The following is a 21793-nucleotide window of genomic DNA, read 5'->3' as shown; positions in this document are numbered from 1 at the left end:
AAAGGCTGTGGTGCCTCCAACCTCGCTGGAACTCAAAATGATCGAGAGAAACCTCGACCGGGCAATCAAGGATTTCATCTGGAATGTGGTGGAGATCCACTCTCAATTGGAGGAGATCCATAAGAGCTGGGCCGAACTCCTCGGCATCACGGAACCGCAATGGCTGATTCTGATGGCCATCGACGAGTTGGATGATGGGGGACAGGGCGTGGCTGGAATCGATGTCGCGAACAAGTTGCGGATTCATCCGGCGTTCGTCACCAATCAGACGAAGAGTCTCGAGAAGGACGGCTTCCTGTCGCGCGCGACTCGTGCAGACGACGCACGTTACGTCTTGATGTCTCTTACCACCAAGGCACAAGCTGAAATTGCGAAGCTCGCCAAGAGGAAGCTTGCTCTAAACTCGACTATGTTCAACGAGTTCGACGAGAAAACCCTGGCAGACATCAACGTCGCGCTGACGACGATTGCGAAGAATGCGCGGTTGGCGTCCAGATTGCTAGCCATAGATATCTCGTGATCAGGGGCAGCAACGCACGAGGCTTTGGAGTTACACAGCCGGCAGCCGTTCGATTTGAGCTTCTTTGGCTACAGGTAGTTTATTGACTCAAACTACCCGCGTGACCGCAGCTTCCGCTCAAGCCAATCAAGAACGAGGTCGTCCTTTGTGACGAAATTCTCAAGCTCGCCAGAGGCTTGATGTACTGCAACGGAACAATCCAATCCGGCAAGCTTGCAGTCGGCTTGCAGCTCAAGAGCGCTCTGCTGGTCGAACAGCGCTCGGCTACCCGCAACGATCAAGACCGGGCACCGCATTCGGCGGACCAACTGCAGACTTGACGTTCGCGTACGATCGCCGGCCGTGTCCCATATTCCCGTCATCCAGCCCACGCTGGCTCGATGTCGGAGCGATGCCCAAAGGCCGCCGTCGCATACGGCGGCCACTATCCTGCGATCGGATGCGGCGATCCGCGCTGCATAGCCGGCGGCCGTTCTCTCGCCGCTGACAGCAATTCGGCCGGCATCAACGTCCGATCGGCATTCCAGATAATTTAGCCAACTCGCCAAGAAGGCTTCGGGCTTGAACAGACGATGTTTTGATGCATCGTCTCCGCTCACGACGAGAACCGACAGATTACGATCGTTGACGGCGGGCAATAGCCGACTCACGATCGACTCGGCCGGAGACTCCTCGTCGCTAACGAAAATGACCGCAGGTGCCGGTTGTTCGGAACGCGCCGCCGGCAGAAAATACCCGGCAAGAAGCACTCCCTCGAAAAGCTCGATCTCTACTCGCTCCACCCGATCAGGCGCACAAGATTCAAAGCTTCTGAGACTCCCCTCGATCCTGTCCGCAAGTACGGCGCCGGATGAATTCTCCGGACAAGCCAGTTGTCTCGCCACTTCAAACGCAGTCAGGGCGCAAAGCCAGAATTCACTGGCTCTATCCGGCAGGTTGTCCTTGGCTGCGAGTTCGGCCGATGCGCGATGCCGATCACCAGCCGTCATCCAATTGAGAATCCAATGCTCCTTCTTCTCTTTGGAAGCAGAAGCAGAAAATTCCTCAAGAAACGCAGCAGCACTGTTTCGCACGCGTGCGAGGCCAGCGCTCGCGTCGCTCAAGGATGCCCGCAGCCACAAATCACCGTCCATACCCAACCCGCGGTGCTCATTCGACCGCTCCCCTCAACGCCATCTGGCTCGTTCGTCACCACTCGCCTGCACGAGACACGAGCAAAATGCGCGCCACCATCATGATTGTTGAGCCGGTCGGGTTCTGAGTTAGGATCCGCCGTGTCCCTTTTTTGGCTCCGCGGCAACATGCATGAAATTTATGTCATGACAACTTTAATTCGATTATGCCGCGATGCGATCCGTATTTGGCCGTGACTGTCGAGGCGCCCATGATGGCGGATATCCGTAAAATCACGGACACTGCGAAGAAACCGACACCCTTGCGGGCGAACACGCTGATGCCCGGGACCCTTGTGATCTTCAGCGCGAGCGCATCCCAATCAGCCTGAAGCGACGAACTACGTCCTGGGCGACAGCGTCGAACATCTGAGAAATATCCAGAAACAGGCGTCTTTCTTACCCCCGAGCTAATCGAATTGCGCAGGGCCGTGGCTCATCTTTCCGGGCAACAGGAGATGACCATGATCGCGTTGCTTCTCTACCGGACCGTTGCCGACACCCTGCTGCCTTGGGCAGTGAAGCTTGCAGCCCGCATGCTCGCGCGCAGCCTCAACATGCCTGAACCGCTGATGCATTCGACCGGCGACTTCGTCGTCGCGCAGGTGCTGGCGCTCGAGCACAGCGTGGGAAAAGGCCTGTGCCCGTTTCGTCTCGCACGCATCATTCGCGCCTGCTGGCACGGCCTGCGCTGATCTTCACCCCGAAGCCCACAGAAGGAGAACGACCATGATCTTCGCATCCACCTTCCTGCGCCGTGCCTTGCTCGCCGACGCGATCTTCAGCGGCGTCTCGGCCATCGGCCTTGCCTTCGGCGCCGGCGTCTTCGCCTCGCTGTTCAATCTGCCCGAGACGCTGCTGCGGGAGACCGGCCTGTTCCTGATCGCCTATGCCGCACTGGTCGGATGGCTTGCCTCGCGCAGCTCGGTGCCGAAAGCGCTCGTCATCCTCGTCGTGGTCGGCAACGCCGCCTGGACGGCCGCGAGCATCGCGCTGCTGTTCTCCGGTGCGGTGTCGCCGAACCTTGCCGGCGAGCTCATGGTCGTCGCCCAGGCGATCGCGACGGGCGTTTTCGCGGAGTTGCAGTATGTGGGGCTGCGGAAGAGCGGTGGCGCTGTGACAGCGTGACACCGTCATTCCGGGCTGGTGCGACAGCACCAGACCCGGAATCTCGAGATTCCGGGTTCGATGCTACGCATCGCCCCGGAATGACGGAGAAGCCGATTGCTTCGCTCCGCCCGTGCTGCCAACAATCGCACGGATCCGAAGGGATGGCGCGATGTCACAACCGGTCAGCGGCACCGAAGGCTATGCAGAAGAAGCAGGCGAACTTTTCACGCGCTATGAGAACATTCGGTCCGCCGACGCCCATCGCGCGGTGCTGCACCTCATGCCCTCTTCGCCGCGTCGCGTGCTCGACATCGGCGCCGGCACGGGACGTGATGCGGCGTGGTTTGCCGACATGGGCCATCACGTTGTCGCGGTCGAGCCGACCGATGCCTTGCGGCTGGGCGCCATTGCGCGACATCCCTCGCCCGCCATCGAATGGCTGAACGACAGCCTGCCCGATCTTGCGCTCCTGCGCCGCCGCAACGCGACCTTCGACTTGGTGATGCTCACCGCGGTCTGGATGCATCTCGACATCGAGCAGCGTCGCCGCGCCATGCCGAATCTCGCCTCGCGGGTCGCAGACGACGGCATGGTCATCATGACTCTGCGTCACGGCCCGGTGCCACCCGGCCGGCGCATGTTCGAGGTTTCGCCGGATGAAACGACCGAGCTGGTACGGCCGTATGGCCTGCAGCTGATGCTCAACGTGCATTCGGAATCGATCCAGGCGGCAAACCGTCCCGCCGGCGTCAGCTGGAGCACCATTGCGCTGGTGAAGGCGAACTCGACCTAAGCCCGCGCGCGGCCGTTCGCTTTGCCGAAGGCGTGGCCGTTGAGCTTCTTCTTGGCGCCAGCCTTCGCGCCCGTCTTCTTGGCCTTGCGCGCGGGGCGCGCCTTCACCTTGGCCCGCTCGGCCCGCGCCTCGGCGCGCAGCTTCTTCCGCTTCGTCTCGCAGGAGGCGCACTTGCAGCCGATCGGCTTGAGATAGGCTTTGAAATAGTCGGTGCCGTAGTCGTAGTTGATCTCATCGCCCGCCTCGATGTTCTTGATGGCGCGGATGAAGACCTTGCGCTCGCGCGGCCGCACGTCGGATTCCGCGTTGGGCCGGCAGGAATGGTTGATGTATCGCGCGACGTTCTTGCGCACCGAGCCGTCGATGGTCCAGCGGCCGTTGAGCTCGAACAGGTATTTGTTCTCGATGTCGTCCTGTTCCGGGATCCGACAGTCCAGGATCGGTCCGAAATAGCGGATGATCCGGGTACCCTTCTTGATCGGTTTGGTGGCGAAGAGGCCAAGTCCGGTCTTGGAGCGGCCGACGCGATAGGGTTTGTTCGACGATATGGCTGACATGATCGAGATAAGTGACAACGCGGGACGAGGCGAAGGCGCTCTTCTAGAACGATTCCGCGGCCATGTCAGGTGTCTCGAGGCCCCGTTTGAACCTTCCCCACAATGAACACGTCTGAATGAGGGGAGTTCCGCGGCATGAGGGCCTCATCATGAAGCGTGTCACATTCGCCGTGATTTTGCTCATCGCGAGCGCCGCGCTTGATCGGGCCGGCGCCCAATCCTTCGGCAGTACCTAACTCGCGACGCGCTAGCCTTTCGCTGCGCCGCTCTCAACTGGCCACTTCGGCACCGTCGACTTCAGGATCGCCTCCAGAAGCTGCTCGGCCGTGGTGCCATTCGGCAACCGCCCCAAAATATCCTCGAGCCGGCCGTCGAGCAGCAGCATGGTGAAGCCGTGCACCATCGACCAGGCGCGCGCGATCGCTGCCGCCTGGTCGAGCGTCATTGTATCGCGGCTGATCTGCTCCTGGCGCATCGCGCCGATGGCGTTGGCAAGCCCCGCAAAGGAGGCCTCCGCGGCTTCGTGCAGCGACGGCCTGGAATAGTCGAGCCGCTCGGTGCGGAACATGATGCCGTACATGCCGGGATGGGCCTGCGCATAGGCGACATAGGCCTTGGGTCGCGCCAGCGCCCGCTCGAGTGACGTCGTCGCGGAATCGCAGGCCGAGGCCATCGCCGCATTGAACTGGCGGAAGCCGACCGCGGCGAGCTCGCTGACGAGACCGGTGAGGTCGCCGAAATGATGGGTCGGCGCGGCATGCGACACCCCCGCCTCGCGCGCCACCGCACGCAGCGTGAGGCCGCCGAGGCCGTCGCGCTCCAGCACGCGCTCGGCCGCCTTGAGTAGCGCCTCGCGCAGCGCACCGTGGTGATAAGGCGTCTCGGCCTTCGCACTCGCGGCGCGGCGCGGCCGCTCCTTCGCGGCGGATGACGGCGATTTTCTGGGGCGAGCGCGGCGGATGGTTTCGGTCTTGGCCATGACTGGCGTTATATGACGTCATTTTGACAGTGTAAAGATTTCGCTTGACCGGCGCCCGGCTCGCCACTACCTTATCTTTACGATGTAAAGATCAGGGAGAATCCGCCATGCAGCAGGATGTGTTCAGCCAGGTGCCGCCCAATCGCGCGCCCATCCCGTTCGAGGCCGACGCGCCGTTCCTGAAGGTCGTCGGCGAGTTGCCGCGCGAATTGAACGGGACGCTCTATCGCAACGGTCCCAATCCACAGTTCGACGTACCCGGCGCGCACTGGTTCGTCGGCGACGGCATGCTGCACGCTTTCCACCTGGAGAATGGTCGCGCGAGCTACCGCAACCGCTGGGTCCGCACCCCGAAATGGCAGGCCGAGCATGATGCCGGCCGCGCATTCTTCGGCAAGGGCTTCGGCAGCAAATTGCCAGATGCGCCTGCGCACCTGACCGACGGCGGCGTCGCCAACACCAACGTCATCTTCCACGCCGGCAAGCTGCTCGCGCTCGAAGAGGGTCATCTGCCGACCGAGATCGAGCCCGGCACGCTCACAACGCGCGGCTATTGCAACTACCAGGGCCGCGTCGCCGGCCCCTTCACCGCACATCCGAAGATCGATCCCTCAACCGGCGAGATGGTGTTCTTCGGATACAATGCGAGCGGCCCGCTCACGCCCACCCTCTCCTACGGCGCGATCGACGCCAGCGGCAAGGCGACGCGCTTTGCGCGTTTCGAGGCGCCCTATGCCAGCATGGTGCATGACTTCATCGTTACCGAGAACCACGTGCTGTTTCCGATCCTGCCCATCACCGGCAGCATGGAGCGTGCGATGAAGGGCCGGCCGCCCTACGCCTGGGAGCCTGAGAAAGGTGCCTTTGTCGGCGTGATGAAGCGCAACGGCAGGCCAGAGGACATCGTCTGGTTCCGCGCCGAAGCCTGCTACGTCTTCCACGTGATGAACGCCTGGGAGGACGGCAACCGCATCGTCGCCGACGTCATGCAGTTCGAGGAGGCGCCGCTGTTTCCGCATCCCGACGGCAGGCCGACCAATCCCGAGAAATCGTTCGCGCGGCATTGCCGCTGGACGTTCGATCTCACCGGGAATACCGACCGCTTCCAGCAGACCTATCTCGACGATCTCACCGGCGAATTCCCGCGCGTCGATGATCGTCGCGCAGGATTGAAGACGAGCCACGGCTGGTACGCCTGCGCCAACCCACGACTGCCGATGTTCACCGCGCTGTCCGGCATCGTGCATGTCGATGGTGCGGGAAAACGCCTCGGCCATTACCTGCTGCCGGCCGGCGACAGCATCTCCGAGCCGGTATTCGTCGAGCGTGCCAAGGATGCCGCGGAAGGCGAGGGCTGGCTGCTCGCGGTGGTCTGGCGCGCCCGCGAGAACCGCAGCGATCTCGCCGTGTTCAACGCCACCGATGTCGAGGCAGGCCCCGTCGCGCTCGTACAACTCGGCCACCGCGTGCCCGACGGGTTTCACGGCAATTGGGTCGGAGCGGCGTAGGTCCCACTTCCGTCATTTCCGGGCGGAGCGAAGCGACGAGCCCGGAATCCATTTTCGCCGCGCCTGATGCGGCACGATGGATTCCGGGCTCGCGCCAAGTGGCGCGCCCCGGAATGACACCGTTGAAAAAGCATGCCGTGCCTCACGAGGAAGCCTCACATGCACATGCCCTCCATCACCGCGTTCTATCTCGCGATCCTCGCCCTGATCTACGCCGTCCTCGCGCTGCAAGTGATCCGGCTGCGGCGGAGCAACAAGGCCGCCTTCAGCGACGGCGGCAACACGAGCTTGCGCAACGCGATCCGCGCGCACGGCAACTTCATGGAATATGTGCCGATCATCACGCTGATGGTGGCCATGATCGAAATGTCCGGCGCCTCAGCACTGCGCGTTCACCTCCTGATGGGCGCACTTTTGCTGTCGCGGCTGATCCATCCCTTCGGCCTGTCCGCCGCGCCGAACTCGCTCCGGTTTCAGATCGGCCGCGTCGGCGGCATTGTCATCACCATCAGCCTGTTGATCACGTGTGCCTTGACGATCCTGTCGCAGCTACCCTGGCGCGACGTCGCCGACGAAGCTGCGGTGCAAGCCATTGCTGCAATTCACTTTTTACAAGTCATTCACATCATTTTGACACTGTAAAGATTTCACTTGACCCTTGCTTTGGCCTGAACTATTGATCTTTACATTGTAAAGATTGACTTGACCGAGGCGGCTCATGACCATCTTCCTGATCCTTGCCCCCTATGGCGCCTTTGGCTTCCTGATGTTCCTGGCATCGGCAAAGGTCAGCGTGCTCACGGCCTCTGCAATCTGCCTTGCCACCATCGCGATCGATGTGGTGCGTGGCCGCTCGGTGAAGATCCTCGCCGCCGGATCGGCGATCCTGTTCGCCGGCATCGGTATCTATCTCGCGCTGCTCAATCCGCTGCTGAGCGCGCTCGCGGTGAAGGTTTCGGTCGATGCCGGCATCTTCGTGATCTCGCTCGGCTCGATGCTGGCTCGCCACCCGTTCACGCTGCAATATGCCCTCGAAGAGGTCCCCGCCGAGACCGCCGCGATGCCGGGCTTCCTGCGCGCCAACTACACGATCACCGCCGCCTGGACCGCGGCCGCGCTGTTGATGATGGCCTCCAACGTCGTGCTGCTCTACGTGCCGGGCCTGCCGATCTGGTCGGGCCTCGCAGTGGCCTTTGCCGCCCGCAACAGCGCGATGTATTTCACGAAGTGGTACCCCGAGTACCGCAGGATCAAGTACGGTGCGCCCGTCGCACTGCCCAACTCCTAACCGACAGGACCGACGATGAAGGACGTATTCGCCCGCCTCGCCTCCGATTTCCTCTCGACCATCGTCTTCCTGATCATCTATCTCGCAACCGACAACATCATCCTGGCGACGTCGTTGGCGGTTACAGGGGCAATTGCGCAGGTGATCTATGCCCGCGTCAAGGGCAACTCGCTCGGCTACATGACCTACGCCTCGCTCGCGCTGGTCATCGTGCTGGGGACCGCCACCATTCTCACCCATGATCCGCGCTTCGTCCTGGCAAAGCCCTCGATCGCACATTTCGCGATCGGCGCGATCATGCTCAAGCCCGGCTGGATGCTGCGCTATATGCCGGCGCGGGTGACCGACGTCATTCCGGAATATGTCACAGCCGCAGGCTACGCCTGGGCGGTGCTGATGTTCGTGCTCGGCGCCGGCACCATCGCGGTCGCCTGGACCGGCGATCTCAAATTGTGGGCGTTCTACGTGTCGGTCGTCGCCGTCGGCGCCAAGATCGCGGCGTTCGCCATCCAATACGTGATCTTCCGCATCATCATCACCGGCCGCCTGCGCGCCGCCGCCCGCGCCTGACTGCGGCGAAGAGAGCGTTAGGCAGCGGCATTGAGTTGGGCTATACGCTCAACTCTGGACGGACCGCGCGACGCGGGCTCACCACGACAGTTTAGGGAGACGGGAATGGCTGTGGACGGCAACTGGAATCTGACCATGACGACGCCGATGGGTGAGCGCCAGGCGACGCTGAGCCTGACGAGCTCGGACGGCACGCTCACGGGCACGCAGGGCGCGGAAGGCAACACCGCCGAGATCTTCGACGGTGCGGTCAGCGGCGATGCCGTCAACTGGAAAGTCTCGATCACCAATCCGATGCCGCTGACGCTCGAATTCATCGGCAAGGTCTCCGGCGACAGCATGAGCGGTGAGATGGGCATCGGCCCGATGGGCAGCTTCCCCTTCACCGGCACGCGGGCCTAACCTCTTTACCCAAGCGTGCTCTCTGCTGCTGCGGCCGTCCTGTCCGTCCCAACAGCAGGAGCGGCTCGCGCGAATGCAACGAACCGGCGTGGCGCGCAAGCGCGCTCGCCCTGGTGCCTGCGGGATATGTCGCGGGTGAGGCCGCGAGCAACATCGCGCACGCAACTTAAGATCTTAATCGCAATCGATACTACAGCACGATCATGTCACTGAGGGCCAACAGGCGACGTTGATGCCTCGAGCCCCTGACCCAGGCAATGTGCCAACCGTGCCGGTATCAAAATCGGCTATGGTCCAGCGAGCTTTGGCGCCGCGTCCTGCAACTCTCGAGCTCTGATTTCACGGAACGACACCAGGCGGCGCTGAGCCTCGTCCCACAGCACAAGCCTTACGCACCCGAAGCTCTGCAGAAGCGTTATATGACCGACCTCGCGCAGTTCCGGGTGGTCGCGCAGCACGTGCGGCAGCCGGTAAAAGGGGATACGACTGCAGAGATGGTGCACGTGGTGGATGCCGATGTTGGCTGTGAACCAGCGCAGCAACACCGGAAGATCGTAATGTGAGCTGCCGTATAGGGCGGCTTGATGCAGATTCCAGCGCTCGTCGCACTCCCACGCTGTTTGCTCAAACTGATGTTGAACATAGAACAGCCATACGCCGGCCGTGGCGGCGAGCAGCATGATCGGGAGATGTACGAGCAGGAACGCCTTGATACCGATGAACCATGTGAGGGCGGCGGCGATCAGGGCAACGCCGAGATTGGTTGCCATTGTGCTGGCCCAAGGCTGCCAACCGTCACGCATGAGGCCGACCGGGAGGCGGTGTTGCAGGAGAAACAGATAGGCTGGTCCGAGCACGAACATGACCAGCGGGTGGCGGTAAAGTCGGTATTTCAGACGGCCCCACCGCGAACGGGCCTGGTATTCGCGCACTGTCAGGGTATCGATATCGCCGATACCGCGCCGGTCGAGGTTGCCGGTGGTGGCGTGATGGATCGCGTGGGTGCGGCGCCACCAGTCGTAAGGCGTCAGCGTGAGCACCCCAATGACGCGGCCGACCCAGTCGTTCACCAGACGATTGGCGAAAAAGGTGCCATGGCCGCAGTCGTGCTGGATCATGAACAGGCGCAAGAGAAAGCCAGCAGCAGGAACCGCGATGAGCAATGAAGCCCAGGCATGGCCAATGGAGAATGTGAACCAAGCTGCAGTCCATAACGTCACGAGCGGCAATGCCGTGATCGCCAGCTCGGCAATGCTGCGCACGTGATTTGGTGTCCGATAGCCGCCGAGAATGCGCGTCCAATGTCGCGTGTCGGGCGACGCCAGACCTGAGTTATGTTTAACACTCACGATGATATCCGAAGCCTACCAATCGCGCGCTGGGTGGACTGACTTCTCAGCCTCGCAGCTCACAGAGAATATCCTTTCACTGACACTGTACACGTAAGACCTAGGCGCCGAGGGATCGGCACCCTTCTTCAGTCGATCGATTTTTGGAGAAGGGGTCTGAAACGTGCGCGCCGTCAGTAGCGAGGCGAAGCGGCCCAAGTCGTCGGCCATCTATCGAGTGGGCGCGATATAGACATGAATTGGAACCACGTCAAGGTCTGCGACCTCCGGCTTGCCCATGTCCGCTTTGGATCTTGGCTACGCAAGAACGCGGTCGACCGGCTCTGCCATGCGGACTGTATACGATAGCTGTCGCAGCAGGTTGATCGCCCCAGCTCCCAGACGCACCGCCGCAGGACCCAGCAGTCTTACTTCGAAGCTTTGGTGATCTTGTGCTCCAAATGGCTGGTCTCACAATCACGGCGGAGCTGGCTCAACCATGTCTCGTTCAGCTTAAGTAGAACATCGCCGAGCCTCTCGGTGTTGCTTTGTACGGCGACGGATTAGTCCCGACGATTTTTCTTTGCCTTCTTTCCAGGGGCACCTTTCGCAGGCCAAGCGCTTGCAGGCCGCGATTGCTCGACGTGACTGGGCTTGTCCCGGTGTTTCTTTTTCTTCCCGAATTTCGGCTCGCTGGGGAATTTCGACCCGCTGTCGCCGTGCGGCTTGCCGCGTTGCTTTGGCCCTGTCGCGTCCCGGGAATGGTCGCTGCGACGAGCACTGTGATCGGTATCGCCGGCCTCGCGTCGGGGCGCGTGTGTGCGCTTGTCCGAAGGCGCCTGGCCCTGGGGAGCATCTGCCATCGGCTCGATGCGGATGCTGTCTTCCTTGTCCGGACGCCGGATCTTGACGGCGAAGGATTCCGCGACCCGCTCGGAAATCTCGAACTCGGTGGTGGTGTCCATAATCCGGATGGCGCCGATGTCACGCTTGTCGATGCCGCCGCGACGGCAAATCATCGGCAAGAGCCAGCGCGCCTCCGCGTTCTTTCTTCGTCCAATGGCGGCGCGGAACCACACGCTGGCCTCCGCCATGCCGTGGCGCGACGAAGATTTTCCCGTCTTCGATCGGGGCCCTGCGGGACGGTCATCGCCGCGCGACGTTCCCGCGTTGTCTCGACCGCGCCCGTCGCGCGGCCGGCCGCTCCCCTCACCGGGATCGAGAATGTCTTCGGGCGATGGAAGCCGCGCGCGATAGAGACGCGCGAGCGCCGCGGCGATGTCCTCAGGCGACCGCTCGGCAAGCAGGGCCTGCGCCAGTACCAGATCGTCGGGGGTGGTCTCCTCGGCGAACACCGCATCCTTCAGCATGCGTTCGTGATCGAGCTTGCGGATCTCGTCCGCCTGCGGAGCGGTGCCCCAGACGGCGTCAGTGCCGGACAGGTTCAGCAGCAGTTCGGCACGCCGTCGTCGTGCGGGTGGCACCAGCAGGACGCTGACACCCTTCCGGCCCGCACGGCCGGTGCGGCCCGAGCGATGCTGCATGACCTCCGCATCATTCGGCAGATCCGCATGAACGACGAGGTCGAGGCTCGGCAGATCGATGCCGCGCGCCGCCACGTCGGTAGCCACGCAGACGCGGGAACGTCCATCCCGCAGCGCCTGCAGAGCCTGGGTCCGTTCGTTCTGCGTCAACTCGCCGGAGAGCGCGACCACGGAAAAACCACGCTCGAGCAGCGCCGCCTGCAAATGCCTGACGGCATCTCGCGTGTTGCAAAACACCAGTGCGCTCGGCGACTCGAAAAAACGCAAGACGTTGACGACCGCATGCTCGACGTCACCGGGGGCGATCCGGATGGCGCGGTACTCGATATCGGCGTGACCGCCTTCGTCGCCGGCGACCTCGATCCGAAACGCCTGTTGCTGATACTGCTTTGCCAGCGCAACGATGCCACGCGGGAAGGTCGCCGAGAACAACAACGTGCGGCGCGTGTCCGGCGTGGTCTCGAGGATGAATTCCATATCCTCGCGAAAACCGAGATTGAGCATCTCGTCGGCCTCGTCGAGAACGACGGTCTTCAATTCCGAGATGTCGAGATGGCCGCGCCGCAAGTGATCGCTCAATCGGCCGGGCGTCCCGACCACGATGTGAGCGCCGGCGGCAAGCTCGCGCTGTTCGCGGCGCGGATCCATGCCACCGACGCAAGAGACGACGCGCCCATCCGCATGTTGATAGAGCCATGCGAGCTCGCGATGGACCTGCAAGGCGAGCTCACGAGTGGGCGCGACGATCAAGGCAAGCGGTGCGGCAGCCCGCTCGAAGCGCTCCAGGCTGCCGAGCAGATTCTTTGCAATGGCGAGCCCGTAGGCGATCGTCTTGCCCGAGCCGGTCTGGGCCGAAACGAGAAGGTCGCGGCCGACAGCTTCGGCCGCAAGCACGGCGATCTGAACGGGGGTCGGCCGGTCGTAGTTGCGCTCGGCGAGAGCGCGAGCGAGCGGCGGACTTGTGGTCGAGAATGACACGAGACGAATAGCCTTGGTTGGTTCAGGCGGAGCTGGTCCGGCCTAACGAATCGAAGCCGCGCGCCCGGCCGACGGGCGGCCGCACGCGTGGCAACTTGATCAGGATGCTTTTGCGAACTCTTACGAGGACGCGTGCTAGCCCAGGTTCAACTCCTTGAAGAAGTCGTTGCCCTTGTCGTCGACGATGATGAACGCCGGGAAATCGACCACTTCGATGCGCCAGATCGCTTCCATGCCGAGCTCGGGATATTCGAGCACCTCGACCTTCTTGATGCAGTGCTCGGCGAGGTTCGCCGCGGCGCCGCCGATCGAGCCGAGATAGAAGCCGCCATACTTCTTGCAGGCCTCGCGCACGGCCGGCGCGCGGTTGCCTTTGGCGACCATCACCATCGAGCCACCGGCGGCCTGGAACTGGTCGACGAAGGAATCCATGCGGCCCGCCGTGGTCGGGCCGAACGCGCCGGAGGCATAGCCCTCGGGTGTTTTTGCAGGACCCGCGTAATAGACCGGATGGTTCTTGAAGTAATCCGGCAGCGGCTCGCCCTTTTCCAGCCGCTCGCGCAGCTTGGCGTGTGCGGAGTCGCGCGCGACAATCATGGTGCCGGTCATCGAGACCCGCGTCTTGATCGGATATTTCGCGAACGTCGCCAGAATGTCCTTCATGGGCTGGTTGAGGTCGATCTTGACGACCTCGCCGCCGAGCGTCTCTTCGACCTGCGGCAGATACTGCGCGGGGTTGTGCTCGAGCTCCTCGAGATAGATGCCGTCCCTGGTGATCTTGCCGAGCACCTGGCGGTCGGCCGAGCAGGACACGCCGAGCCCGATCGGGAGCGAGGCGCCATGGCGCGGCATGCGGATCACGCGCACGTCGTGGCAGAAATACTTGCCGCCGAACTGCGCGCCGACACCGAGCGACTGCGTCATCTTGTGGATTTCCTGCTCCATCTCGACGTCGCGGAAGGCGTTGCCGTCGGGCGAGCCGTGGGTCGGCAGCGCGTCGAGATAGCGGGCGGAAGCGAGCTTCACCGTCTTCATGCAGAGCTCGGCGGAGGTGCCGCCGATCACGATCGCAAGGTGATAGGGCGGGCACGCCGCGGTGCCCAGCGTCAGCACCTTCTCCTTCAGGAAGGCGAGCAGCCGGTCCTTGGTCAGCACCGAGGGGGTTGCCTGGAACAGAAAGCTCTTGTTGGCGCTTCCGCCGCCCTTCGCCATGAACATGAACTTGTAGGCATCGTCGCCCTCGGCGTAGATCTCGCACTGCGCCGGCATGTTGTTGGCGGTATTCTTCTCCTCATACATCGACAGCGGCGCGACCTGCGAGTAGCGCAGGTTGCGGCGGAGGTACGCGTCGCGCGCGCCTTCCGAGAGCGCTGCCTCGTCCGCACCGTCGGTGATGACGTTGCAGCCCTTCTTGCCCATGATGATCGCCGTGCCGGTGTCCTGGCACATCGGCAGGACGCCGCCGGCGGCGATGTTGGCGTTCTTCAGGAAGTCGAGCGCGACGAACTTGTCGTTCGGGCTGGCCTCGCCGTCCTCCAGGATCGCGCGGAGCTGCTTCAGGTGCCCCGGCCGCAGATAGTGGTTGATCTCGCCGAAGGCCGCCTCCGACAGTGCCCGCAGCGCCTCGCGCGACACCACCAGCATGTCCTTGCCCAGGACCTTTTCGACCCGCACGCCCTCGCTGGAAATCTTCTTGTAGGGCGTCTCGTCCTTGCCGAGCGGAAACAGCGGGGTGTGCTTGTAGGGCGGAACAGGCTGGGACTGGTCGGGAAAGGCGGTGGGAGCGTTCATGGGGGCGATCTCGGGGTTTTCGGAGCCCTCTTGCAGGCCCCTGGCATGGAAGCGTTCTAAGCGCATTTTCGGCGCAAAAGGAAGGGAGCTCTGTGCCGTCCGGCCATCCCGATTCGCTGTCCCGGTCCGCTCGTTCCGGCCGCTGTCGTTCGGCGGTCACGGTCCGCTGCCTCTGCACAACCGCGCCGCGTTGCACCCCTTGCACTTCGGTCCCGCCGACGGTTGAATGCGCCCCCGAAGGGGCTTTTCATCATGACATTGAACTTGAACGTCCGCGGCGCGATCCTGCTTGCCGCCGCAATTACCGGCCTTGTGGTCTTCGCCTCCCCCGCTCGCGCGGACCAGTGCGACGACATCGCAAAGCAGCTCGGCAACGGCATCGACGGGCTGAAGGTCAACTTCAAGGCCGCCAACATCATCTATCTCACCCATCCGGCGGCGAAGGAATTGTCGCTCGGCTGTCGTGCGCAGGGCCAGACCTATTCCAACGAGCTCTATGCCAAGGGCGACCGACGGCCGACGCCGCAGTTTTATGATCTCGTCGCCTCGGCGGCGGCGATCATCTTCACGCTGCCGAAGGACGACACCTCGACCGGTGCGACGCGCTGCCTGAAGCGCATGGGCATTTTGCGCGGCGACAAGGTGTCGATGCGCTACAAGCGGCTGAACATGGAGTGCGCGCGCACCAAGACCGAAGCCTCGATCGCGATTACGCGGCCGAAGGACGAGTAGGCGGATAGCGCAAGCGCGCTCAAATCCCTCGCATTTTAACGATCTGCTTCACGGAAGTTTCGGCTCCCGCGGGTCATGCTCGCGTGTTTCAATCTGTGAGGATTTGCGGATGAGTGTTTCCAGCGTTACGCCGCCTCCGATCGCGGTCGTGGTGCCAAACTACGACACGTCCAAGCAGCAGGACGACCAGACCAAGGCTAACGATTCCGATTCCAGCTATCAGCCGCCGCCGGCTCCGCCGCTGCCGCCGGGCCAGGGCACGCGGATCGATCAGTACGCCTAACCTCGGCTTTCGCCAGCCTTCAGGCCGCATCTTTGCCAGATAGCGGCGCTAGCATCATGCGCGAATTGCAGGGAACCGCGCATGATCGCAAGACTGCTCTTGCAGAACTCGATCGTCGTCGTCGCGATGGGCGCGCTGATGTTTGCGGGCGCCGGCACGCTGGACTGGCCCTCCCTGTGGGTGTGGCTGATCGCCTCTGCGCTGCTCGGCCCGGTCTGCGGCTGGTGGCTATACCGGCTCGATCCGGCGCTGCTCGCCGAACGCCTCCGCCCGGTCATCCAGAAAGACCAGCCGGCCGCCGACAAGGTCTTCATGGCCGTATTCATCCTGGCGATGCTGGCCTGGCTGGTCACGATGGGGCTGGACCGGCGGTGGCTCGCCTCTGACGTGCCAGTCGCGTTGCAGGTGCTAGGCTTCGTGCTGAGCCTGCTCTCGACGGCCTGCATTCTTTGGGTGTTTCGCGAGAACTCATTCGCCGCACCCGTGGTGAAGCTGCAAACCGAGCGCGCGCAGCACGTGGTCTCGAGCGGACCTTACGCCTATGTGCGGCATCCCATGTACAGCGGCATGGTGCTGTTCTTCCTCGGCGTGCCGCTGCTGGTCGGCTCATGGTGGGGCGTCGCGATGGTGCCGCTGTTCCTCGTCTTGCTCGCGATCCGCATCCGTATCGAGGAGCGCACGCTGATCCAGGGCCTGCCCGGCTATGCCGACTATGCGCTGCGCGTGCGCCATCGGCTGCTGCCGGGCGTCTGGTAGCTTACGTGTCGAGCTCCTTGTAGCAGCGGAAGATGCCCTGCTCGTTGAAGGGAATGCGGCGCTCGCTTGCGAGATAGGCCTTGATGTTCGGCCGCGCCGCGACGCGGTCGCGTAGCGCGACGAGGTCGGGGATTTCCTTCTCGAAGGCGCGCATGCGTTTTGGAAACGCATAGCGCAGGCCGTCGACGATCTGGAACAGCGAGAGGTCGGCGTAGGTGAGCCTGCGGCCGGTGAGGTAGATGCCGCCATTGGCATCGAGCAGCTCCTCGAAATAGCCGAGATATTTCGGCACGCGCTCCTTCCAGAACTCGGCGGTGCGCTTCTTCGCAGCCGGCCGTGCGTCCTCATAGTAGAGCGACGGCCCAAGCGGATGATGGGTGTCGTGGATCTCCAGCACGAAATCGGCGATCGTGAGCTGGAGCTGATGCACCCATAATTTGCCGGCCTCGGTCTTTGGCGCGAGGCCGCGGCGGCTGCCTAGATAAAGCAGGATGTTGGCGGTCTGGCCGATGACGAGCTTGCCGGCTTTCAGGAACGGCGGCGCAAAGGGCGGCGTTCCTCCTTGCGCATCCATCATCTTCATCATCGCAGCCGTGCCGCGCGGCCCGCGCGCCACGTCGACATAGGCCGCCCTCGCCTCCTCCAGCGCCAGCCGCACATATTCGCCGCGGCCCTGGATCTCGGGCCAGTAATAGAGCTCGTATTTCATGAGGGATTATCCGTGATCTATCTGCGACGAGTTTAGCAGACGATCACAGTCTCCGTCATTCCGGGGCGATGCGAAGCATCGAACTATGGTGCGCAATTGCGCACCTGAGAATCTCGAGATTCCCCAATGCGCAATTGCGCATTGGGGTTCGCGATCACGCAGGCCCCGGAATGACTTCCCCTAGTTCGCCGCGAAGCAGTAGAGCAGCCCGTCGCCGCCGGTGCTCTTCAGGTCGGCCTGCGAGCAGCCGCCATCGGGACCGCGCGAGGGATGTGCGGTATTCCAGGATTTAGCCGTCGGGTTCGTGGCCGGACCGCTGACGTCGGAATGGCCGACCATCGCCGCTCCCTGCGTGCTGGACGTCCAGTTCTTGCAGGTTCGATCGTCGGTGCCTGCGAAGGCCGTGCCGTCGGGCTGCGATCCCGTCAGGACGTCGTGCCGGTTCGGCTGGTCACCAAAACCGTTCACCACCTCGCCCTTCTCGGTCAGCGACGTCTCCTTGTTGATCTTGTTGGCGCTGTGCAGATCGGCAACGTCCTTGGCGATGACGGCGCCCTTCGCATTCTGCCAGGGACCCTTGCCGATGCGGTCGCGCGCGTTGACGGCGGGCTTGCCGTCGGCGGCCTGCGTCGAAAGGTACGCGTGCCAGGTCTTGGTGCCGGCGCCGGCGGATTGCGCGAGCTTCTGGCATTGCGCATCGGCGCCATCGAGGCCGCCGAGATCGGCGCCCTTGCCGGGCCCGCTGGAGGTGACGAAGAAGGTCATGTCGGCCGATTGTGCCTGAGCAGACGGTGCCGCGAGCAAGGCGAGCGCAGCCACGGCGAACGCGAAGCTTGGGAATGTCGTCGGTCTCTCGAAACGGGTCATCGCTTCCTCCGGTTGTGATTTTATTTTGGCCGCCGCCTGACTCGAACCCGAGGCGCGCCGCATTATTCCGCCGCCGCGACGTGAAGTACCCAAACAAAAAGGCGCCGTGCCGGAGCACGACGCCTTTGTTCCAGAGGTCGCAAGGCGATCAGTTGGTCTGCTGGATCGCCGACAGTTCCCAGTTGCTGCCGGGCCGGCGCGCGAAGGTCCACACCTCCGTGATTTCGGTCGGCTGCTCGCTGCCGGCAACGATTGCGCCGGTGTTGCGATCGACCGTCTTGTCGGTCAGCGCGAAGCGCATCGCGACGGTGGCATAGTCGGTCACGTCCTCGCGCCAGGCTTCCGCCAGATCGCCCTGCAACAGCTTCACGTTGGAAGTCTTGTTGACGACGTTGCGGGCACGGTTCTCGGTCAGATCCTTCTCGAAATAGGCGACCATTTCCGGCGTCGCGAGCGTATGCAATTTTGCAACATCCTCGTTCGACCAGGCGGCCTGGATATCCCCGAGCAGGCGCTCGAAGCTTTCGTAATCGGCCGGCTGGATCTCCAGCGGCGCGTTGTTGGCGCCAAGACCGAAACCAAGTCCGCTGCGATAGCTCGGCTGCGGTCCGCTGGCTGCGCCCGCCCCCGCATAGGCCGCCTGTGGTGTGTGACGGCGCTGCCACCAGGACATCGCCATGCGCACCAGGAACACGACCAGCACGATCTGGAGGATCAGGCCGAGGATCGACGACAGGCCGCCGAGGCCACCGAACAGGCCGCCGCCGAACAGCAGTCCGAACAGGCCGGCGCCGATGAAGCCCGCCGCGAGTCCGCGCAGCATGCTGCCGCCCGGACGGTTGAACATGCCGCCCCCCATCGGCGCGGTCGAGTTCGCGCCCGGCTGGCTATAGGTGCGGTTGAAGGGGGTGGCCGTGCCCGGGGCGGTCGAGGTCGACGGCGGTGCGGAGAAGGTCCGCGAACCGCGCGAGCCCGACGAGAGGCCGCCACCGACGCGGGCGTCGGCGGAGGTGATCGCGAGCGCGGTCGGCAGCGCCAGCGCCAGCACGACGGCAATCGCCTTCACGAGACTGCGGCTGCGTAACGAGAAATCCATGTGCGTTTCCCAAATCCCCGGCATGGGGAGGTGGCATTAAGATGGGCAGTGGAACGCAAAAGTGAAGCCGGTTTCGGAACCTGCGGCTGCGGCCCTCAGTCGCGGGGTGGTGCGGAATTACCTGTTATTTGCGAGTAGGAATGCGGCGCCATCGCCCGATCCCCCAGCTCACCCCGCCTTCATCGTCTCTTTCACGGCGGCGACGAGCTGGCTCAGCGTGAACGGTTTTGGCAGGAAGTCGAACTGCTGGCCTTCGGGCAGGCTCTTCTCGAAGGCATCCTCGGCATAGCCGGAGACGAAGATGAACTTGATGTCGGGGTTCTTCTCCCGCATCGCCTTCAGAAGCGTCGGGCCGTCCATTTCCGGCATCACGACGTCGGAGACGACAAGATCGATCGCGCCGCTCTGCTCGTCCAGCACCTCCATGGCCTCGACGCCGTTCTCGGCCTCGACCACAGTGTAGCCGCGCGAGCGCAGGCCGCGCGCGTTGAGCGCGCGCAGTCCCTCCTCGTCCTCGACGAGCAGGATGGTACCCTGCCCCGTGAGGTCGGTGCGCGGCTTGGCTTCGGCCGCGGGCGCTTCCTTGGCCGCGCCATTCGTCGCGGCAACGGCGGTCGGCGTCTCGACCTGCGCTTCGGGTTCGGCATGATGGCGCGGCAGGAAGATGTGGAACGAGGTGCCCTTGCCCGGCTCGGAATCGACGTAGATGAAGCCGCCGGTCTGCTTGACGATGCCATAGACGGTGGACAGCCCGAGACCCGTGCCCTTCCCGACCTCCTTGGTCGAGAAGAACGGCTCAAAAATCTTGTCGCGGATGTCGGCGGGGATGCCGGTACCGGTGTCGGCGACCTCGATCCGCACATAATCCGCCGCCGGCATGCCCTTGTAGGCGAGCTTGCCTGCTTCCTCCGTGGCGACGTTGGCGGTGCGGATGATCAACTTGCCACCGTCAGGCATCGCATCGCGCGCGTTCACGGCGAGATTGACGATCACCTGCTCGAACTGGGAGACGTCGACCTTGACCGGCCAGAGGTCGCGGCCGTGGACGAGATCGAGCTTCACCTTCTCGCCGATCAGCCGGCGGAGCAGCATGGTGAGATCGGAGAGCGCATCGCCGAGATCGAGCACCTGCGGCCGCAGCGTCTGACGGCGCGAGAAGGCGAGGAGCTGCCGCACCAGGGTCGCAGCGCGCGTCGCGTTCTGCTTGATCTGCATGATGTCCTGGAACGACGGATCGGTCGGCTTGTGCGCGTTCAGCAGGAAGTCGTTCGCCATCATGATGGCAGACAGCACGTTGTTGAAGTCGTGGGCGATGCCGCCGGCGAGCTGGCCGACCGTCTCCATCTTCTGAGATTGGTTGATCTGGTTCTCCAGCGCACGCCGCTCGGTGGTCTCGAGCATGTGGACGATCGCGGCCTCGGCGTCGTTCTCGCCCTCGTCGACCGGCGTGACGAAGAACTGTCCCCAGCGCTCCTTCGTCCCCTCCAGCGCCACCTCGACCGGCGCGATGTCGCCCTTCCCTTCGGCGGCCTGGTTGATCGCCGCGATCAGCAACTGCCGGTCGCGCGAATTGATCGCGCGGAAGATCGACTTGCTGGCGCTGTCCAGGCCAAGGCCCTGCGCCAGCTTGGCGTAGCGCGCATTCGCCCGCACCACATTGCCGCCGCGATCGACGGTGGCGATCGCCATCGGCGTGTGGTCGAAGAAGCGCATGAAGCGCACTTCGGCAGCGCGATCGGGATCGCTGCGCTCGTCGCGGGCGCGGCTGATCACGAGAGTGCGCGACGGGCCCGGCGTGCCGTCGGCTCCGAAGGCCAGCTTGTGATAGAGCCGCACCGGCATGGTCTTGCCCGTGCGCATGCGCAGGTCGATGTCGAAGACTTCCGTCTTCACCTCGCCCGGCACCGCCACGATCGAGGTCAGCAGCGAGGCGCCGTCGCCGGAGACGATGTCGATGAGCTTGAGGCCGCCCGAGCCGATCTCGGCGAGATCGTAATCGAGCCAGTTGGCTAGCGTCGCGTTGACGTAGGCGAGCTCCCCGGCCGGATTGACGGAGAAGAAGCCGCACGGCGCGTGATCGAGATATTCGATCGCATGCTGGAGCTCCTGGAACACGTCCTCCTGGCGCTCGCGGTCGCGGGTGATGTCGGCGATCGACCACACCGCATATCTGGCCTCGCGCTTGCCCGTGCCGAGCGGGCGCACCCGCATGCGCAGCCAGCGCCCCTGGCTGCCGTCATGGCCGGAGATGCGAACCTCCTCCTGCTGCCGCTTGCCTTCGCGCGCGGCCTTCAGCAGGCGGAACACGGCCTCCGACACATCCGGGTTGCCGATGAAGACGCGCTCGACGGGCCGCACGTCTTGCGGGCCGGAAGCGCCGGTCATGGTCAGATAGGCCGCATTGGAATAGACGACATGCCCGCGCGGATCGGTCACCGCAAGTCCGTCAAAGGCATGATCGGAGATGCGTGCGATGATGGGATCGTCGAGATTGCGATCGGCGAAGCGAACGATGCCGGCGGCAAAGGCGAACAGGTTGAACAGGCCGACCATCGCCAGCACGGCGAGGATGCCGAGGATATAGGGCTGCGCCTGCGTCCGGCCGAGCGTCATCAGCCCGACGGCGACCGCCACGAGCGTCGCCGCCACCAGGAACACCAGCGCGATGCTGCCCGAGCGCTGCGGCTGCTCATGCACCGCAACAGGTTCGCGTGACAGGTTGTGGTCGGTCTCGGCGGTCATCTCAGGTGGGCGTAGCCTGTCGGCAGGAAAAGAACGCGCGAACCGCGCGCAACGGGCCCTCCCTGCCT

At 63.6% G+C, this 21793-nt stretch carries 22 protein-coding genes; 12 read left to right on the top strand and 10 right to left on the bottom strand.

The features are described 5' to 3' along the window. Window positions 1-37 precede the first annotated feature (37 nt). Entirely contained in the window at window positions 38-520 is a 483-nt protein-coding gene (locus NLM33_RS44810; RefSeq protein WP_254105030.1) for a MarR family winged helix-turn-helix transcriptional regulator, read from the top strand. A gap of 92 nt (window positions 521-612) precedes the next feature. Here NLM33_RS44810 and NLM33_RS44805 read toward each other — a convergent pair whose 3' ends face one another. Beyond that, window positions 613-1653 carry a S9 family peptidase gene (locus NLM33_RS44805; protein ID WP_254105029.1) on the bottom strand — a complete coding sequence of 347 codons (1041 nt, stop codon included), beginning with the start codon at window positions 1651-1653 and terminating at the stop codon, window positions 613-615. A gap of 503 nt (window positions 1654-2156) precedes the next feature. Here NLM33_RS44805 and NLM33_RS44800 point away from each other — a divergent pair. The 3 genes from NLM33_RS44800 to NLM33_RS44790 all read left to right on the top strand — a co-directional run bounded on the left by NLM33_RS44800 (window position 2157) and on the right by NLM33_RS44790 (window position 3595). Beyond that, complete coding sequence (locus NLM33_RS44800; protein WP_254106166.1) at window positions 2157-2387, top strand: hypothetical protein; 231 nt, start codon at window positions 2157-2159, stop codon at window positions 2385-2387. A 34-nt stretch (window positions 2388-2421) separates the two neighbouring features. Next, a complete protein-coding gene (locus NLM33_RS44795) occupies window positions 2422-2820 on the top strand; it encodes a hypothetical protein (protein ID WP_254105028.1) in 399 nt (132 codons plus the stop codon). Window positions 2821-2971: 151 nt separating this feature from the next. Continuing rightward, window positions 2972-3595, top strand: coding sequence for a bifunctional 2-polyprenyl-6-hydroxyphenol methylase/3-demethylubiquinol 3-O-methyltransferase UbiG (locus tag NLM33_RS44790; RefSeq protein WP_254105027.1), 624 nt, complete (start codon window positions 2972-2974; stop codon window positions 3593-3595). On the opposite strand, the gene NLM33_RS44785 is transcribed toward NLM33_RS44790, so the two are convergent. Then, window positions 3592-4152, bottom strand: a complete 561-nt coding sequence (locus NLM33_RS44785) for an SET domain-containing protein (protein WP_254105026.1) — start codon at window positions 4150-4152, stop codon at window positions 3592-3594. The two genes, NLM33_RS44790 and NLM33_RS44785, sit on opposite strands and share 4 nt — an antisense overlap. A gap of 247 nt (window positions 4153-4399) precedes the next feature. Beyond that, complete coding sequence (locus NLM33_RS44780) at window positions 4400-5131, bottom strand: TetR/AcrR family transcriptional regulator (protein WP_254105025.1); 732 nt, start codon at window positions 5129-5131, stop codon at window positions 4400-4402. A 107-nt stretch (window positions 5132-5238) separates the two neighbouring features. Between NLM33_RS44780 and NLM33_RS44775 the strand changes: the two genes are divergently transcribed. The 5 genes from NLM33_RS44775 to NLM33_RS44755 all read left to right on the top strand — a co-directional run bounded on the left by NLM33_RS44775 (window position 5239) and on the right by NLM33_RS44755 (window position 8899). After that, window positions 5239-6639: a carotenoid oxygenase family protein gene (locus tag NLM33_RS44775; RefSeq protein WP_254105024.1), complete on the top strand. Its 1401-nt coding sequence runs from the start codon at window positions 5239-5241 to the stop codon at window positions 6637-6639. Window positions 6640-6798: 159 nt separating this feature from the next. Further along, the gene (locus tag NLM33_RS44770; protein ID WP_254105023.1) at window positions 6799-7281 is read left to right on the top strand and encodes an MAPEG family protein; all 483 of its coding nucleotides are present in this window, start codon (window positions 6799-6801) and stop codon (window positions 7279-7281) included. Window positions 7282-7357: 76 nt separating this feature from the next. Further along, window positions 7358-7927 carry a hypothetical protein gene (locus tag NLM33_RS44765; RefSeq protein ID WP_254105022.1) on the top strand — a complete coding sequence of 190 codons (570 nt, stop codon included), beginning with the start codon at window positions 7358-7360 and terminating at the stop codon, window positions 7925-7927. A gap of 15 nt (window positions 7928-7942) precedes the next feature. Beyond that, window positions 7943-8497 carry an inner membrane-spanning protein YciB gene (locus tag NLM33_RS44760; RefSeq protein WP_254105021.1) on the top strand — a complete coding sequence of 185 codons (555 nt, stop codon included), beginning with the start codon at window positions 7943-7945 and terminating at the stop codon, window positions 8495-8497. 105 nt (window positions 8498-8602) lie between these two features. Beyond that, the gene (locus NLM33_RS44755; RefSeq protein ID WP_254105020.1) at window positions 8603-8899 is read left to right on the top strand and encodes a hypothetical protein; all 297 of its coding nucleotides are present in this window, start codon (window positions 8603-8605) and stop codon (window positions 8897-8899) included. Window positions 8900-9186: 287 nt separating this feature from the next. On the opposite strand, the gene NLM33_RS44750 is transcribed toward NLM33_RS44755, so the two are convergent. The 3 genes from NLM33_RS44750 to NLM33_RS44740 form a co-directional block, all read right to left on the bottom strand. Next, a complete protein-coding gene (locus NLM33_RS44750; RefSeq protein WP_371930085.1) occupies window positions 9187-10248 on the bottom strand; it encodes a fatty acid desaturase in 1062 nt (353 codons plus the stop codon). A 542-nt stretch (window positions 10249-10790) separates the two neighbouring features. After that, window positions 10791-12749 (bottom strand): DEAD/DEAH box helicase, encoded by a 1959-nt coding sequence (locus tag NLM33_RS44745; RefSeq protein ID WP_254105019.1) that lies wholly within the window; start codon window positions 12747-12749, stop codon window positions 10791-10793. 135 nt (window positions 12750-12884) lie between these two features. Then, window positions 12885-14540: a fumarate hydratase gene (locus tag NLM33_RS44740; RefSeq protein ID WP_254105018.1), complete on the bottom strand. Its 1656-nt coding sequence runs from the start codon at window positions 14538-14540 to the stop codon at window positions 12885-12887. Window positions 14541-14792: 252 nt separating this feature from the next. On the opposite strand from NLM33_RS44740, the gene NLM33_RS44735 reads away from it, so the two are divergent. From NLM33_RS44735 to NLM33_RS44725, 3 genes are all read left to right on the top strand, one after another. Continuing rightward, window positions 14793-15272 (top strand): hypothetical protein, encoded by a 480-nt coding sequence (locus NLM33_RS44735; RefSeq protein ID WP_254105017.1) that lies wholly within the window; start codon window positions 14793-14795, stop codon window positions 15270-15272. Between the two features lie 109 nt (window positions 15273-15381). Continuing rightward, window positions 15382-15555, top strand: coding sequence for a hypothetical protein (locus tag NLM33_RS44730; RefSeq protein WP_254105016.1), 174 nt, complete (start codon window positions 15382-15384; stop codon window positions 15553-15555). A gap of 81 nt (window positions 15556-15636) precedes the next feature. Next, window positions 15637-16311 carry an isoprenylcysteine carboxylmethyltransferase family protein gene (locus tag NLM33_RS44725; RefSeq protein WP_254105015.1) on the top strand — a complete coding sequence of 225 codons (675 nt, stop codon included), beginning with the start codon at window positions 15637-15639 and terminating at the stop codon, window positions 16309-16311. A gap of 1 nt (window position 16312) precedes the next feature. On the opposite strand, the gene NLM33_RS44720 is transcribed toward NLM33_RS44725, so the two are convergent. From NLM33_RS44720 to cckA, 4 genes are all read right to left on the bottom strand, one after another. Next, window positions 16313-17020 carry a glutathione S-transferase gene (locus NLM33_RS44720; protein ID WP_254105014.1) on the bottom strand — a complete coding sequence of 236 codons (708 nt, stop codon included), beginning with the start codon at window positions 17018-17020 and terminating at the stop codon, window positions 16313-16315. A gap of 180 nt (window positions 17021-17200) precedes the next feature. Then, window positions 17201-17887 (bottom strand): lectin, encoded by a 687-nt coding sequence (locus NLM33_RS44715; RefSeq protein WP_254105013.1) that lies wholly within the window; start codon window positions 17885-17887, stop codon window positions 17201-17203. A gap of 148 nt (window positions 17888-18035) precedes the next feature. After that, entirely contained in the window at window positions 18036-19007 is a 972-nt protein-coding gene (locus NLM33_RS44710; RefSeq protein WP_254105012.1) for a TIM44-like domain-containing protein, read from the bottom strand. A gap of 144 nt (window positions 19008-19151) precedes the next feature. Then, window positions 19152-21725 carry a cell cycle histidine kinase CckA gene (gene cckA / locus NLM33_RS44705; RefSeq protein ID WP_254105011.1) on the bottom strand — a complete coding sequence of 858 codons (2574 nt, stop codon included), beginning with the start codon at window positions 21723-21725 and terminating at the stop codon, window positions 19152-19154. Window positions 21726-21793: the final 68 nt, after the last annotated feature.

This window comes from Bradyrhizobium sp. CCGUVB1N3 (genome assembly GCF_024199925.1).
Taxonomy (GTDB): Bacteria; Pseudomonadota; Alphaproteobacteria; order Rhizobiales; family Xanthobacteraceae; genus Bradyrhizobium.
Note: the sequence above shows the minus strand (reverse complement) of the source record. Positions and strands in the feature narration are given on the sequence as shown.